The sequence below is a fragment of the Clostridium magnum DSM 2767 genome (assembly GCF_001623875.1).
In the GTDB taxonomy this organism is placed as follows: Bacteria; Bacillota; Clostridia; order Clostridiales; family Clostridiaceae; genus Clostridium_AM; species Clostridium_AM magnum.
This window is the reverse complement of record NZ_LWAE01000001.1, coordinates 1,393,282-1,409,190: the sequence shown is the minus strand read 5'-3', so window position 1 is coordinate 1,409,190 and position 15,909 is coordinate 1,393,282. Positions and strand designations below refer to the sequence as shown.

Sequence of the window (15,909 nt, the reverse complement as noted above, 5' to 3'; positions counted from 1 at the left end):
CCTCCTATAACTTTAAACTTAAATTTTGCATTAATTCAGCCTCTGGTGTGTTATCTATAATTTCATCATAAAAATTTAAATCAAATCGAATTGAATATATATTATCAGTATCATTTTCAGTATCATCAATCGTGTCTGATCTAAAGTTTCTTACTAAAAATTTTCTATTGTTAACTTGTAGAGTTGGAATAAAACTCTTTTTTAAAACATCATACATTTTAAGATTTTCTAAATCTGTCTTATCCTTTGAAAAATAAATTATCTCCGCCATTAAGAAGTTTTCACTTGTATCTTTTTTTAAAATGTCACTTGATATTGGTATTAGCTGCGCAAAAAAACAAGGCCTTGTAAATCCCTCTTTAACCTCGTTTCCATACACTTTATATCCAGTTCCTTTAAGAACATCATTTATAGATTTTTTAATATCTACTAGAGTAATCATTTATCCATCACCCAAAACATCATCTAGCCACCTTCCCAATACTTGTGGTAGTGTCTGTTCCATCTCTTTCATACTTATCTCCACCATATGTTTCCCTGGTACAAAACCAACTTCTTTGCCACTTTTAGTTACTTGTCTATGTCCCTTTTCTACAAGATGAAAATGTGGGCTTGTATTTGTCATAGTTATATTCATAGAATCTTTTTCATAGTTAATCTTGCTTAATTTATACTGGTTTTTCATGTGCTTTTTACCTTTACCAAGCGTTGTTTTATCTCTAGCACTTTTCCTAAGGTCTTTGCCTAGTTTCTGTAAGATTTCTTCTTCTTTGTAAGGAAAGTTTTTTCTTACCTCATCAAGTTTATTCTGTATCTCTTCAAGCCCCTCAAACTTTATTTCAAGGTTGTCATCCATTTTTAACCACCTTCTCTATGCACATGATTTCTAATAGTTCGTGTTTTTCAAAAGGATCTATTATATCTTTAATATTAAATATCCTTTCGCCATATCTTATTTGCATATCAGGTGTTATATCTTTTGCGTACCTTATAGTAATTTTATAAGTCAACTCTGCTTGTATTTTTTTAGCCTCTAAGTATTCCCTACCCTTTACAGGTGCTATACTAGCCCAAATTGTTTTAAAATCTTGTGATACTAGCACATTTTCATTTGCTTCATTCTCAACTTCCACCAACTTTTGTAAAGTTATTCGTTTATTTAGTGAACTTATTTTCATGGTGTAACCACTTCCGTATTATAATCTGTTGACAAAGACAGATGAGTTTTTAACATATCATAACATTCTCTATACCTATTCGCTTCTTTATCATCACTACTAAACTCGGCCTTACAAAATGTTTTGATTGCTCTTACTATTAGTGGATCTGTATCAACTATTTTGCTTTTAATTATTCCACTCAGTTGTAAATCTGCGACTGCTGCATCTATTGCGTCCTGTATATCTTCATCTAAGTCAGTATCATCTACTCTCAGAGATAACTTAATCTTATTAAGTAACATATAAGTCCTCCTTCATGTTAATGAAAAGAAGGGAATTTCACCCTTCTACATTAAGCCGTAGCTTCTGAAATCTTAACAAATGCTTCATCAAGTGCTGGCTTACCATCTGCTACCGCAAGTCCTCTGTAAACTATCTTACCACTCTTAAATCCTGCTGATCTATCTGAAGATATCTCTGGTGTTTTACTAAAGTTCATGTAATAGTAACTCATATCTCCTAAAAGAACAGTATCGTCTGGAACATAGTCATCAAGAATTATTGGATAACCCAATATAGTCATTGCTGCTTTATCCTGAGGATTATAAGCAAATATAGGTTGTTTCATATCATCTTTTATTTTTCTCACTCCACCAAATAGCATTTTTCTATTCATTACAAAAACACCATTATTATGATACATAGTAGGTAATAAGGCTAACGCATCCATCAAGTTATCATAACCTATTGAACCACCAACAGCCCAAGTAGTTGAATTACTTGCATCCCATGTAATACCCCCAAGTATTCCAGTAGGTTGTCCTGAACCACTACCATTTACTATAGCATTCTCAATAGCTATTGATAATTGTCTTCCAATCTCACCAGCTATATAATTTTCAAAAGCATCTATGGTCATTGCATCAGCAGCTGCGGATATTTCAACTAACTTAATCAATTCATATCCGCCAAGATTTAAAGTTTCTACAGTGTCATCTGAAGAAGCCCCATCTGCCCCCTCAGTTTTCCATGAAGCCGCGTTTTTAGCATTTGCAATTACAAGTGATAGGTTTCCAGGCATATATGAAACATTGATTTTATCAAACAATGCAGATGTCTGTCTTAACTTATCTATAATCATATTTAAAGTAGTAGTTGGCACTGCCCCACCTGCACTTGCCGCTCCTGTTGTTAATGCTCTTTGTTCACTTTCATCAAGGATTTTACCCTGCAATCTTTTTAGATAAGCTGAACGATACTCAGGAGATTTTAAGAGTTCTTCCTGCGGCATTAAAGCAAAGTCTCTTTTTTCTCTTTTTTCTTCCTCACCTGGTGTAATAATATGCCTTCCTTCTATTTCTCCTTCATTTATCTTCTTTGCTATATCCATTCTTCTTTCGATATCACTTTGCTCAGTATCAAGGTTTCTTAATTCTGACTCAAGTTCATCAAGTTTAACGTCTTTGCTATTACCTTCAAGTTGTCCTCTTATCTCTATTTTTCTAGATCTTATTTCTTGTAATCTCTTTTTCCACATATATTTTTACCTCACCTTTCAAAAATTATAGAATAAAAAAAGAAGCCTTTTAACTTCTTTTATAAATAAGTTCTTAATATTAACTTTTTTCTTAGTTCTTCATTTTTTCTAATATCTTCCTTAAAAGTCTCTAAACTTCTACAACTTATTTCTGAACTATCATAAGCTGGAAATGTACATGGACTTACTTCAAATATTTCAGCTTCTACTATGCTTCTTTTATATATTTCTTTACCTTCATATTGAACCTTGGACCACATATCATTCAAACATTTAAAGCCGAATGATGAACCATCTACATCACCGCGCTGTACACTTTCATATGCATCGTTGCCCCATGAATTATTAGGTACATCAACATCATAATTAAGTCCACTTGTATCAGAATTAAACCTTAGTGTGCCAGCTGATACACTTCCGAGAGGCTTTGAAACATCATGATTCCATAATGCTTTTTGGGTTCGATTTTGTAATGATTTATCAAAAGACCCAGGGGCGATTTCTTCAAGCCACTCATCTCCCCAACGGTCTCTTATTAATGTTGGTGAATTATATTTGACAGCATATCCTCCTATGGTTTTCTTTGCATCATCACCAATCGCTCTAACTTCTATCTTTTCAGTTACCAGTTGTCTGCGTTCCATCTCCTTTGTCACCTCCTTCATTTCCCGTTTGATACTGATCTGCTAATTTAGCATTCACCATATTAAGAGTTTGTACCCTTCTTGAGCCTTCTTCTCCACCAATAGTAGGCATATTAAACATATCCAGTATCTGGTCAAGACTTGCAGCACCTATATTAGTTAAAAATGTCCCTACTGCAACCTTTGTAGCATTACTTGCATACTGTAGCCTGTTTGCCTCAAACATAATTTCATTACCAAAACCCTGTTCTTTACCAGTAAATGATTTGGATGTAAACTCTTGCCCCATCTGAATTCCTATAGGTTCTAGTATACTTTCATAAAATGCATTCCATTGCTGCTCTGTGTAGTTAGAAGTAACAATTTCTTTACTTATACCAAAATACTTATAAACCTTTTGTTCTATAAAATCCATCTGTGGCATATTTACTATTTTAGGATCAGCCTTTAAATCTATATAATCCATAGAACCATCTACAGAAGCTACCCCGCCATTATTATTAATGTTCATATAATCATCCATAAAATCTTTTGTTCTATCTTTTTTATCTTGTCTTTTAAGTATCTGGGTAAACTTTAATATACCTCTTATAAAGGCTGAAGTTTTTATAGCATTAACAATACCTTGGTCAGTAGTATGGATTAATTCCAATGTAGGATATAAAGCATAATCATTTGTTTCACCAAAAATATCATCTTTGTAAAAGAACCTTCTTAGATGAATTAATTGAACATATGGTACCGTGATATAGTCTCCACCCATAAATGTAAACCTCGCAAATATTTCTCCATTATATTCAAGAAACTCAGTATTTGAAGCATTTATAGGATAAAATCCTTTTATATTACCTTTGGAATCTAACCTAATGTATATAAAAGCATTATTTTGCATATATAACTGAGTTATAACTTTATAACGAAACATATATGCATTCATAAACGGATTAGGTTGGACACTCAACAAGTACTGCAAGTTATCATCAACTAATGAAACAGTTCCATCTTTAAAATTACGTCTCATGTGTTTTGGCTGAAGTTTAGCAGCATTCCTTGCTATAGCATCTACTGCTGCTCTTACTACATCACTAGCATATGCTTCATTTCCAAATTGACTAAATATAGGCATATAGCCATTCATCATTTTAAGCTGAGTTGCTTGCCCTGTAGGTTGTCTTGGTTTATTATTCCCGAATATCATAGAAAATAAGCTTCTTCGCTCTTTTACCAATGCCTCACCACCTTTCTATCCGACTAATGCTTGATAATCCTCTGAGTGTTCTCCAAGTCCTACATAAGCATCAAGGAGACTTACCATGCCATCAATACGTGCTCTTTGATTTTTGCCTTTAATAGGTCTTATATTGTCATTATCATCATATTTAACTGTAGTGTTTGTTAAACACCATTTTAAAACAGGATTATTGTTGTAATTAATGATTTTAGATTTCAAATCTGCTTCCATCATTCTCATCGGCTGACTAAACGTTAAAGCTCCTTGAGCGCACTTGACCATATTGAAGCCTTTACCTTTCATTTCATCAACCCAATAACCTGCTAATGCCCTATCATAGTAAATCCATAATGGAGTTATGTCATATTCCTCCATCATTTTTACATACCACGCTGTAACATCTGAAAAATCAACTCTAAAACCTTCACAAGCTGTAAGTAGTTCTCTTTCTCTCCAAATGTCATATGGTATCTTATCTTCATTAGCACGCTTTTCTATAAGTTCCTCAGGAAGGAAGTACTGTTGCAGTATATACTTTTTATTACTTCCTGGTTTCATGATTAATAAAGTTGCGCATGTTAAGTCAGTTGTTGCAGATAAGTCGCAGCCACCTATTGCATAGGTATTTCTCAACTCTTCCATGTCAAAGATTTCAGTGTTGTTCACATCTTCAAAACTTAGCCATGCATCTGCATTAGTCTCTCTAATATTAAAGTCTTTACACAAAAGGTTCTTAACCAATTTAGAATTTGACTTTGCCTTATTTACTTTGTTTTCTAACTGGTCAAGCTTTTTGATAGTTCCTAGTCCTGGATTGGCTTTTTGCCAACACTCAGGCTCAGTCCATTCTTTTCTCTCATCTAGTTCATAAATTATAGGTAAAAATCTTTCATTTTTATAACCTTCAGAATCCTCAAAGCCATTTATGAGCCTTTCGGCCTCATCATACTTTAAGTCATACACACATTCTCTTACTGTTCCAGCTGTAGTTGTTACAAATACTAAAGGTTCCTCTCTAGCTGTTGTACCATCAACTATAACATCATATAAGTTCTGGTCACTCCATGCATGTATTTCATCAAGTAAAGCTCCGTGAACATTTAAACCATCTAATGAGTCAGAATCTCTTCCAAGAGGTTTAAAAAAAGAATCGTTAAATTCGCTTACCATATCACTTACAAGAGGTTTTATTCTCTTAAGCAATACAGGTGACTTTTTAACCATTCTTTTAGCTTCTAACCATATTATTTTAGCTTGATCTTTTTTAGTTGCACATGCATACACCTCAGCACCGGGTTCGCCATCTGCTATCTGCAAATATAAACCTATTGCGGCTGCCAGAGTTGATTTACCATTCTTTCTAGCAACCACAAGCATTACTTCTTGGTACTTTCTAGTACCATCTATTTTATGGACCATACCAAAAGTCGCAGCAACTAAAGCTTTTTGCCATAGCTCAAGTATAAAAGGCTTACCTCCCATTTTACCTTTAGAATGTTTACAATAATTTTCAATAAACTCTATAGCATGATTTGATTTTTTAGGATTGAACTCCCACTCTGACTTAGGATCTAATATTATTCTTATAAGCTCTTTATATACCTTATATACTTTTAGACTTACTTTTCCCTTATTACTTTGTATCCAGTTCCAGTACTCTACTATAGGATTATAAGTTTCTTCATATACAATTTTTCTCAATCTTTGACTTCTCATTTGTTGTTCACGAATTCATCAAATCCGTCATCCTCTGACTTATTATTTTGTTTAGGTAATAGATCCGTTAACTGCTTCATAACTGCCATATGATTTTTTATCATTGTATTGTATATTTCAACTTCTGGAGATTTCTTAGTCCCCCATTGATTTTCGCCATTTTGATACTTAGACACCAGACCATTTTCACCATTAATAGTTTCTTGTAAGTCCTCCAATGTAACTGACATGAAGGCGGCATTCTCAATGAGCGAATGAACTGCTTTTTTAGTTTTAGCATCCACTTTAGTAAACATTTTATTAAGTTTTTTTATTTCTACACTAATTCTTGTTTCTTTTGACAGTTCTTTTTTTGTTTCAGTATCGTTCATTAAATTCACCTGCCTTTCTTTGCCCTTGGATACCACACCCCCTTATAGAAGAGCTTTTGTGTTTTTTGAATGGGGGACTCACGGTCTCCGCCGATACGTTCTAATTAAGTACCCTGGGGGGCAATTTGATTATTGCTTTATTAAATTACCTTCACTGTCAAACATCAAACCATATTGTGTAACTCCATTACTCATGTGTTCTTTGTTGTGGCAGTCTTGACATAATAATTCTAACTTATCCCAGTTAAGTGATACCTTAGGATTGTTTATATTAGCTGGTGTTAGCTTCTCTTTATGATGAACTATCTTACCAGGCTTACTACATCTCTCGCATAGACCATATCTGTGTATGAAATAACTATCTCTGCAGCTCTTCCATGTTTTACTTTTATAGAACTTCTTTGCAAACTCTTTAGCCACTATTTAGTCACCTACTTTTAATAGCTCCTTTATGTCTTCTATAGCTATCATGTCCCATAGCATTCTTACAATCTATAATACTGCAGTAGTGTCTACATCTAGCTACAGCTCTTTTATCATTTATGTTACCTGTAAAATGCTTGCACATCTTATCACTTCTCTTCTTTGGCTCATAATAGTCACAAATCTCTTTATTCATATTACTTCACCTCTTAAAATAAAATAAGCACTCGGATTTCTCCAAGTGCTTATTTATAATATTATTGTTAACTATGTCCAATAATCGCATAATACAATCTTACTATATAATATAAAACATATCAATGGCACTAATTATGCACGTATTATGCAAATTCCTTTATGCTTTCTGGAAACAATATAGTCTTTAAACTATTTATTAATCTTTTTCTATTCCTTGTTATCGTAGATTGATCTACAGATAGTTCCTCTGCTATCTGGTCATCTGTTACGTGATCTTCTGAATTTAAATATTTAAATTCTATTATCTTATAATACTTGTCCTTTTTCACCTTATCTAAAGCATTATCTATTCTTCTAATCTCTCTTTCAGTTTCTAATTTTTCTAGCTTATATTTTTCGATTAATTGTATATATCTTTCTTGAGAACTCATATTACCACCGCCAGTCTGATATATAACAATAGATCCTGACTTTTGTGGTAGACCATGCTTTTCTATATATTCTATATCCTCATCCTTTTGATTCACAGCATCTTTTAACATTTTATAATTTAACAAAATCAATTCTACTTTTCTGAAATAACTTAAGTTATTTTTTATATAATTGCTATTTTTTAGTTCCTGAAGCGTTTCTTTTGCTGCTTCTTTGGCTGCCTTATTTATTAATTCATCTACATTAACTTTATTAGTCTTATTGTTTTTCATACTTATTCCTCCTATGATTCAAAAATTATTCAGTAACATCTTTATACTCTTTAATTCTCGCCTTAACAGCTTCCAGTAACATATTTTGATTTACCTCTTTATTTCCTAAAGCTCTCATAACATCTTCATCAACTGTTCCTTTTGTAACTAGGTGATTAATAACAACATTATCTTTCTGTCCTTGTCTATGAAGTCTTGCGTTGGCCTGTTGATATAATTCCAAACTCCATGTAAGTCCAAACCAGACTATGATATTTCCACCATACTGGAGATTTAAACCGTGTCCTGCTGAAGCTGGATGAACTAAAAGTATTGGTATATTACCTTTGTTCCATTCTGCTATATCCTTGGAGTCCTCTAAACCTACAGCTTTTAATTTCTTAGACTTTAGAAAATCAACTATTCTGTCAAAGTCATGTTGAAAGCTATAGAATATTAACACTGGTTTACCATTGGCTGCTTCTATGATATCTAATAATGCCTTAAGTTTTTCTTCATGGATTTCAATAACTGATTTGTTTTCTGAATAGATAGCTCCATTTGACATTTGCAGTAACTTGTTTGTAAGTACTGCTGCATTAGATGCTGTTATGTCATTTTCTCCAAGCTCCAAGACTAGATCCTTTTCTAATTGCTTATATTTTTTAATTGCACTTTCAGATAGATTAATATCTATTGTGTTATCAATTCTTTCTGGAATATTTAAATAATCCTTTGCCATCATAGAGATACATATATCACCTATTTTTTTATGAATTGCATCTTCTGCACCTTCTTTAAGTTTCCAGTTATAAACTACATACTGGTTTCTATCTCCTGGCTTAAAATATTGCTCTCTATAACTTGTAATAGTCTTACCTAATCTTTGTCCACCATCAAGTAAATAAACCTGTGGCCACAAATCTATTAAACTATTAGGTGCTGGTGTCCCTGTAAGGCCTACTATTCTTTTAAAATATGGTCTTACTTTCTTCAATGACCTAAATCTTATTGCTTTAGATGATTTAAAACTTGATAGCTCATCTATAACCACCATATCAAAAGGCCAATTATTAAAATAATTTTTAACCAACCATTCTACATTTTCTCTATTTGTAACATAAATATCTGCTCTTTTAGCCATTGCATTTATTCTTTGCTTTGGAGTTCCTAAAACCTTTGACACTCTTAGGTGATTAAGGTGATCCCATTTAGCTACCTCAGTAGTCCATGTATCTTCCGCAACTCTAAGTGGTGCTATAACTAAAGGCTTATTTACTTCTCCAAGGAATAATAAATCATCTATTGCTGTAAGTGTTGTTACTGTTTTTCCTAATCCCATATCTAGAAAAAGACCTGCTGCTGGATTATTTATAATGTGAGTTATGGCATATTGCTGGTATTCATGTGGTTTAAATTGCATTACCTCTCACCTCACTTATAAAATCCATAATTTTTTCAATCGAATCTATGCACTCAACTCTAAACCCTAAAGCTCTTAACTCTTTTGCTCTATAATCTTGTATTGCTCTTGGTTTTTCTCCTGTTGCTTTAAGTTCTATAAAAATAATCTTTCCATGTGGTAAAAGAACAATCCTATCTGGCACTCCTGACACCCCTGGACTAACAAACTTTAATGCTTTACCACCTATCTTCTCTACTTCCTTTTTTAGTCTTTTTTCAATTCTGGCTTCATACACTTATATCACCTTTTCATTTCCTGTAAAGTTCTTATACATTCTTCATCATTTAAATCTGGATACATCAGTTTATTTAAATCATTATCTGAAAGTGACCTATATAAATCTATGTCTATGATTTTCACTAAAGCATCATCTATATCTGATCTTAGTGCTGATACTTTTTCAGACACATTATTAATTCTTTTTACTAAAGCATCAGTTTTATTTAATGAATTAGATAGTAAGACTAAACTTTCTTGTAAAGCTGTATCTGAAACCTTTAGTAGTATTCCTAATTTTTTAATATTATCTAAATCTGAAAATTGTTTTCTATTTGCCATTTTCAAATTACCCTCTTTCTTTTAAGTGTCAACAATGTCAACAAATTTTCTATATAGACCTATATACGTGTATTAGGCGTATAGGCGTTTACGTATATACGCCTAATAATATAAATACTACTTATATAATATTTTTTGTTGACATTGTTGACAATAATCTCTTAACCATTGTCATTACTTGCTTTAGAATGTCAACACACGTGTCAACAAGAGTACTTTTTCTGTTGACATTGTTGACACTTACAATAAATGTAATTACAACTTTGTTGACATTATATTTTACGAATAAAACCTCTTTGAGTACCATATGTTTTACCAAATCTCATTGAACTTTTACTCTTTTCCCATTCACTAAAACTACCTAAAATATCATTTATTTCTCTTGCAGTCATAGGTGAAAGTTGCTTAGGATCACCATTAAAAAGTTCCACCCATATTTCCATTACACATGTTTTGTCTCTTCTTATATTGCCCTCTGATATGTCTCCAAAATCAGAGCCATGTATATAGTTTCTTCTTTCAGCAATACTTAGACTGTACCAGTTATCTGTGATAGGTCTATTCAAGTATTCTTGAATTAATCCGGCTTTTGCGCTTTCCTCACTATGAGAATCCTGCTGCTTTTGTGCTTCTTTTTCTTCCTCTTTATTTAAGTACAATGGTTCATCATTCTTCCAGAGCTCTAAAGCCTCAGCCCATATTTGATCAATTTCATAATCTGTTAAGTCTTTAAATACACTCTTTTTTCTCTCTATTACCCCAACATCCACTGGCCAAAACCTTCTATTACCCGTTTTATCTCTTAGGAACTCTCTGTCATTAGTTGTACCTATAAACACACATTGTCTAGGGAATCTACTTGTCCTTCTACCATAAGCCACTCTGTATATATCTTCTGTCTTGGATAGAAAGTGTTTGGTTGCTTCAATATCTGCTTTCTTAGTGGCCATCATTTCACCCATTTCTAGCATCCATACACCTTGTAATTGTTCATAGGCTTCTTTACCACTCACAGTTGTTAAACTATCAGAGTACCAACCCTTTCCTAGTTTTTTAATAATAGTACTCTTACCTAACCCTTGAGGTCCTGAGAGCACCGGCATGTTATCGAATTTAATCCCTGGAACAAACACTCTTGCTACTGCAGCAACTAATATTTTTCTTGATACTGTTCTTACATATGAATTATTCTCGGCTCCTAAGTAGTCTATAAATAAGGTGTTTATTCTCTCAACCCCATCCCACAGAAGGTCGTTTAGGTACTCTTTAATTGGATGGAATGCGTGTTTTTCAAATGATAGAACTAATGCATCTGCACATTTTGCAGTTGAACTTATTCCATAGTATTTTTCAATGAATTCTCTAAGTCCACTATCATCAGTATCATTCCAATCTGATTTATTGTCTTTACTTCTCCAAGGAAGTTTCCCCAGCACTACAGCTCTATTAGAGAATTCATTGTAAGCTATTCTACCTTTGAGCAAGGGTTCATTTTCTATTATTAGCAAGAAGTTACTTATAGTACTTCTTATTTTTCCTTGGTCTGTGTAAGTTAGTTCCTTTACCCATTCAGTTTCTAATTCTTCTTCAGCTTCAACTATTCCAAAATCCTCTTGGGCTTTCTCCATACGTTCTTTACCTAAAGTCTGCATCACCTTTTTATCAGCACTTGCAAACTCTGACATCCTACCAAATGAAGGTAATCTATTCGCTGGAGTATCTTCTTTAGCTTCATCATCTAAAGAACCAAACTTATGGATTCTTACTAAGTCAAAGGCATTACACAATATTCCTGAAGTTGGGTCCGTACCATGATGAGAGAAACTGAATTTATCTTCATAGACTACAACTCCACCGGTGGTACTTCCTTCTGTATATGTGTATCTTGTATCATCAGCACCAGCAGTATAAGCATCACTTAGGAACTCTGCTATCGCTTCACTAATACTATAGGTCCTACAGAAAGCCCCTATAATACCTTTCTTTTCTAGTGGGTCTTCTTGCTTCTTAATAGCACTATTTAACTTTGCCCTAGCTCTGCTGCTTTCTGGCCAATAACTTACATCTTGCCATCCAAATGTATATCTTGCTAACACTTCATCAGGATCCAGCCATTTTAAATCTTGGACTTTGAATATATATTCACCATCACTTGAAGTACTTGGCCAATACATAAGTCTTGACGGTTCATAGGTTGTATCATCAAATTGGTCTATTCCTAAATCATCTGCAACCATTCTAGCTATAGCTTGATATTCATCTGGAAGCACAGGTCTTGATAGTGGAATAACTATTCTTAATCTTTGGTTATCTGGTGCATGCGTATGAGTTGAATACATGACACATGCAAAATCCCACAGGAGTTCTACACTGGACCATATATCACCTTCAACATAGTCTAAGTCCAATGTAAGTAAAGTTCTATTAGCTACATTCTCAGCCTTTCTACGACCATTCTTTAATGAACCTCCAACAAATCCACCAACATCTTTGATTCTATCTTTATCAGTCTTAGGAAGCTTTTTATATTCAGCATACGTCTCTGGTGTTCTTGTAGTTTTACTAAGCTTTTCAACTAAAGCTGAATACAGCATATTTTTGTTTTTCCAGTGGGTTTCTTTTTTACTTTTTCCAGTCGCAAGTGTTACAGATCCATCATGCTTTATTTTTATAATTGATTTGTCTTCTGTTTTATATTCCAAATTACCACCTCCTTTAAGTCATTTCACTTTTAATCATCTTTCTAAGAGATTCGCTTATACGCATGTTTAATATTTTCATCATTAAGAGCAGCATAAATCAAAGTGGTTTGAGGTGTCTCGTGACCCATGATGTGTTGTAATACTGTTATGTCCATACCTGCATTAATACTATGGGTTGCAAATGTGTGCCGCATTAAGTGAGGGAAAATTGATTTTTCGAATCCTGCTCTAGTTGCTATCTTTTTTAATTCTCTTTGTATAGATCGTCCACCCATTCTTGCAAAAGGATATTTACTAGCAGTAAATAAAGCAGGATTATCACCTTTTCGTTCTTTTAAATAATTTTGTAGAAGAATTTTTGTTTTTACATTGAAGTATATTTTTCTTTCCTTATTTCCCTTGCCTATTACACGGAGAGATTTTTCGTGCCAATCAATGGCACTTATATCAATATTCACTAATTCTGAGAGTCTGGCTCCCGAGCTTACCAGGAATTCCAGTAATGCCTTTTCGCGCTTTGTTTTGCAAGCTTGTCTTAATATCTCAGTTTCTTCACCATTAAGTGCATCTCTTAATCTCTTAGGTTCCTTTGTATTCTTAATCTTTAACATTGGATTTTTAGGTATATATTCTTCTTGAAAAAGCCAAGAGAAAAATGACTTTAGGATTGTGATTTGACCATTTACACTGCTTGGTTTTAACTTCTCACATCTATTAGCTAAGTACATTCTTAAATCCATGGTGGTGATACTTGCTAATGGCTTTCTAAGACGGGTTGCAAATATCAATAACTGATAATTATAGTTTTTTAATGTCTTCTCACTTAATCCATCAAGTCTCTTTGTTGCTAAGTATATTTGCAGTTTTTCTTCTACATCACTTGCCACTAAAGCTGTCTCAGTTGGCGCAATATCATATTTGTACAATACTTCTTCCACTATGCCTCTTGCCTTAATTTGATCCATGTTCGGGAACTCTAACGATAACTTCCCTATTATTTTAATTACAACTTCATCTTTACTACTTGCACTATACATATGTTTCCTCCTTATATTGCTACACTGAGACAACTATGTTATAATACAAGTGTCTCAAGTGAGATTTAGAGAGCTGATAAGTTGTCCAGACTGCGCAGCTCTCTATTTATTTAACTTTTTATATTAAGCTTCATTCTTTAGCTTAAACCCATTTACTTCAACATCCTCATTTAGTTCAATTAGTAGACATCTTTTGCCTTCTTCTGTTACTATTTGTTTTATTAAGTTAAGTCTATCAGGTGTAATTTCTACTGTTGCATACTCATTTTCAATCTTTATAGACTTGCTGTAAAAGTCAGGAATTATATTTTTTATTTTAAAATCATAATCCCCACCACAAACGTCATTAAATGCACCTTTGACTGCTTCTGTATTTTCTATACCACAGTAGTTTAAAATATCTTCTAAACTTTTTATGTTGATAACTGGCTCTTCATCATCTTCTTGATACTCAAGTTTTTCATATATGCTCTCATATATTTCTTGCATAGTTTCGGGTTTAATTCTATCCCCAATAACAATATTTAATATTATATTAAAGCTTTCCTTTTCTTGTAATGCACTATTCTTAAGCTCACACCCTAACACATTTTCTACAAAGGTAAGATTCATTTGTTGAGATTTTGAAGAATAATATATTACTTTATTGACATCAATATATTCACTATTAATACTTGGAAACATAAATCCATCTAATGGTGAATTTAAATTTATTACAGTATCTAAGGCTGAATTAGTTTTAAAAGCCATTTCTTTATAATCAAACTTTAAGGCTTTCTTAGGAATATCAACTTTGTTTATGCTGCATAGTATAAATTCAATAGCTTGAACATAATCATCTGGAGATTCTTCCGACTCTTTGCTTCCTTTTTTAGCTGCTTTGTAATATTCTGCTCTTACAAAATTTATTACTATATCTGTATCATACGTAAAATGATTAGATATTTTGTCCACTATCTTATCAGCATACTCTACTATACTGTTTCCTGAGGATATGGCCTCATGCAATAGATGTTGAGTGTTTGTTGAGTTATCCTCCTGAGAGTTCTTAAAGTCTAATTCGAAAATTTTAGTATCAATAGCTCCAGTTAAAATCTTTTTAAAATTTGATAGATAGAGCTCTCTTTTTTCTGTATCCATCATTTCAAAATAATTGAGTTCTCTTGTTATGATTTCCCCGTTATCTTTCTTTAGATATACACTATATGTTTCTTTTATAGGCATGAGATAGCTACTTAATTTAAACTCTTTTCTTAAATTGACTAGATCTCTTTTTTTCATTTTTTATCCTCCTGTACCTCTATTTTTTACTTTCTATTTACTGTAATCTTTATGACAGCTTTTGGTTTCCAAAACCTATCTGTTAACTTTTTATTATGTTTATGAACAGCATCCTCAATATTTATTCCATTCATAAACAACTTAAATAATATTGCAATACATACTTGAACTACATCTAAAACTTCCTCTGCTATATGATCCTTGTCCCCTTCTTCTATTGCTTCACCAAGTTCGTTAACTTCTTCTTTAAGCTTTTTAAACACATCTTTAAAGCTCCACTTGCTGTTGTCACATCCAAGCTTCTTATTTTTATCTAATACCATTAGTTTCATGTTGCTATACCTCTATTCTTTTTCTTCCACGTGATTTTACCTCGATACTATTTTCATTTAGATATTTTAATACGGTTGTTGCAGAACATTCATAAATTTTCGCTATCTCAGTAACTGTCATGTCCTCTTCCCAATACAGCCTTTTTACTTTTTCTCTTTCATTGGGACTAATTTTACTTGGGTGACTGGCTTTTTGACTTTCACTCCTTGTTTTTAAAAGTCCCATTTTTGAAAGAGCTTTATCCGAACTAAACCCTGCAGCTATACTTAAAGCAAATGCATAAAAATTTTCTTTATTTGCAGCAAAGTGCATTTTCAAATTACATCACCTACTCTAACAATTAAATTCAGCTTTTATAGCTAGTTCATACTGTCTTTGTACTCCGGTTGGATGCTTACATTCATCAAACATAGCATCTAGCATCACTTCTGCTTCTTTAAAACCCACATTTGCATTTTGTGCTAGTATTGCTACTGTTCTCACTCTCTCATTCTCACTACTCTCTAAGTATTTCAAAGTATTTGTATTCATCCCTTTTATACCTCCTATTTTTATACCTTAGTTACTCAT

General features: G+C 32.9%; 21 protein-coding genes. All 21 read right to left on the bottom strand.

Features of this window, described 5'->3' with window-relative positions; genetic code table 11:
* Window positions 1-4: 4 nt before the first annotated feature.
* The 21 genes from CLMAG_RS06815 to CLMAG_RS06715 all read right to left on the bottom strand — a co-directional run bounded on the left by CLMAG_RS06815 (window position 5) and on the right by CLMAG_RS06715 (window position 15,870).
* Window positions 5-442, bottom strand: a complete 438-nt coding sequence (locus CLMAG_RS06815; protein WP_066619809.1) for a phage tail terminator family protein — start codon at window positions 440-442, stop codon at window positions 5-7.
* The gene (locus CLMAG_RS06810) at window positions 443-856 is read right to left on the bottom strand and encodes an HK97 gp10 family phage protein (RefSeq protein ID WP_066619806.1); all 414 of its coding nucleotides are present in this window, start codon (window positions 854-856) and stop codon (window positions 443-445) included.
* The gene (locus tag CLMAG_RS06805) at window positions 849-1,178 is read right to left on the bottom strand and encodes a phage head closure protein (RefSeq protein WP_066619802.1); all 330 of its coding nucleotides are present in this window, start codon (window positions 1,176-1,178) and stop codon (window positions 849-851) included. Before CLMAG_RS06805 ends, CLMAG_RS06810 begins: the two co-directional genes overlap by 8 nt.
* Window positions 1,175-1,462 (bottom strand): head-tail connector protein, encoded by a 288-nt coding sequence (locus CLMAG_RS06800; protein WP_066619799.1) that lies wholly within the window; start codon window positions 1,460-1,462, stop codon window positions 1,175-1,177. Before CLMAG_RS06800 ends, CLMAG_RS06805 begins: the two co-directional genes overlap by 4 nt.
* 50 nt (window positions 1,463-1,512) lie before the next feature.
* The gene (locus tag CLMAG_RS06795; RefSeq protein ID WP_066619796.1) at window positions 1,513-2,697 is read right to left on the bottom strand and encodes a phage major capsid protein; all 1,185 of its coding nucleotides are present in this window, start codon (window positions 2,695-2,697) and stop codon (window positions 1,513-1,515) included.
* Window positions 2,698-2,756: 59 nt separating this feature from the next.
* Window positions 2,757-3,341 carry an HK97 family phage prohead protease gene (locus CLMAG_RS06790; protein WP_242872941.1) on the bottom strand — a complete coding sequence of 195 codons (585 nt, stop codon included), beginning with the start codon at window positions 3,339-3,341 and terminating at the stop codon, window positions 2,757-2,759.
* The gene (locus CLMAG_RS06785; RefSeq protein ID WP_082831819.1) at window positions 3,316-4,569 is read right to left on the bottom strand and encodes a phage portal protein; all 1,254 of its coding nucleotides are present in this window, start codon (window positions 4,567-4,569) and stop codon (window positions 3,316-3,318) included. The genes CLMAG_RS06790 and CLMAG_RS06785 overlap by 26 nt, the downstream gene beginning before the upstream one ends.
* Before the next feature lie 15 nt (window positions 4,570-4,584).
* A complete protein-coding gene (locus tag CLMAG_RS06780; RefSeq protein ID WP_242872940.1) occupies window positions 4,585-6,273 on the bottom strand; it encodes a terminase large subunit in 1,689 nt (562 codons plus the stop codon).
* Window positions 6,274-6,284: 11 nt separating this feature from the next.
* Window positions 6,285-6,659, bottom strand: coding sequence for a hypothetical protein (locus CLMAG_RS06775; RefSeq protein ID WP_066620454.1), 375 nt, complete (start codon window positions 6,657-6,659; stop codon window positions 6,285-6,287).
* A 129-nt stretch (window positions 6,660-6,788) separates the two neighbouring features.
* The gene (locus CLMAG_RS06770) at window positions 6,789-7,079 is read right to left on the bottom strand and encodes an HNH endonuclease (RefSeq protein ID WP_066619787.1); all 291 of its coding nucleotides are present in this window, start codon (window positions 7,077-7,079) and stop codon (window positions 6,789-6,791) included.
* 7 nt (window positions 7,080-7,086) lie between these two features.
* Complete coding sequence (locus CLMAG_RS06765) at window positions 7,087-7,278, bottom strand: hypothetical protein (protein ID WP_066619785.1); 192 nt, start codon at window positions 7,276-7,278, stop codon at window positions 7,087-7,089.
* A gap of 145 nt (window positions 7,279-7,423) precedes the next feature.
* Window positions 7,424-7,984 (bottom strand): hypothetical protein, encoded by a 561-nt coding sequence (locus CLMAG_RS06760; protein ID WP_066619783.1) that lies wholly within the window; start codon window positions 7,982-7,984, stop codon window positions 7,424-7,426.
* A 25-nt stretch (window positions 7,985-8,009) separates the two neighbouring features.
* Entirely contained in the window at window positions 8,010-9,386 is a 1,377-nt protein-coding gene (locus tag CLMAG_RS06755; protein WP_066619776.1) for an SNF2-related protein, read from the bottom strand.
* Entirely contained in the window at window positions 9,376-9,663 is a 288-nt protein-coding gene (locus tag CLMAG_RS06750) for a VRR-NUC domain-containing protein (protein WP_066619773.1), read from the bottom strand. The genes CLMAG_RS06755 and CLMAG_RS06750 overlap by 11 nt, the downstream gene beginning before the upstream one ends.
* Window positions 9,664-9,668: 5 nt before the next feature.
* The gene (locus tag CLMAG_RS06745) at window positions 9,669-9,986 is read right to left on the bottom strand and encodes a hypothetical protein (RefSeq protein WP_066619770.1); all 318 of its coding nucleotides are present in this window, start codon (window positions 9,984-9,986) and stop codon (window positions 9,669-9,671) included.
* 272 nt (window positions 9,987-10,258) lie between these two features.
* Complete coding sequence (locus CLMAG_RS06740; RefSeq protein ID WP_082831818.1) at window positions 10,259-12,688, bottom strand: virulence-associated E family protein; 2,430 nt, start codon at window positions 12,686-12,688, stop codon at window positions 10,259-10,261.
* Window positions 12,689-12,729: 41 nt separating this feature from the next.
* Entirely contained in the window at window positions 12,730-13,725 is a 996-nt protein-coding gene (gene xerA, locus CLMAG_RS06735) for a site-specific tyrosine recombinase/integron integrase (protein ID WP_066619767.1), read from the bottom strand.
* 123 nt (window positions 13,726-13,848) lie between these two features.
* A complete protein-coding gene (locus CLMAG_RS06730; RefSeq protein WP_066619765.1) occupies window positions 13,849-15,006 on the bottom strand; it encodes a DUF4317 family protein in 1,158 nt (385 codons plus the stop codon).
* 26 nt (window positions 15,007-15,032) lie between these two features.
* Window positions 15,033-15,338 carry a MazG nucleotide pyrophosphohydrolase domain-containing protein gene (locus CLMAG_RS06725; protein ID WP_066619763.1) on the bottom strand — a complete coding sequence of 102 codons (306 nt, stop codon included), beginning with the start codon at window positions 15,336-15,338 and terminating at the stop codon, window positions 15,033-15,035.
* A 4-nt stretch (window positions 15,339-15,342) separates the two neighbouring features.
* Window positions 15,343-15,651, bottom strand: coding sequence for a helix-turn-helix domain-containing protein (locus tag CLMAG_RS06720; protein WP_242872961.1), 309 nt, complete (start codon window positions 15,649-15,651; stop codon window positions 15,343-15,345).
* A gap of 21 nt (window positions 15,652-15,672) precedes the next feature.
* Window positions 15,673-15,870 carry a hypothetical protein gene (locus CLMAG_RS06715; RefSeq protein WP_066619758.1) on the bottom strand — a complete coding sequence of 66 codons (198 nt, stop codon included), beginning with the start codon at window positions 15,868-15,870 and terminating at the stop codon, window positions 15,673-15,675.
* Window positions 15,871-15,909: the final 39 nt, after the last annotated feature.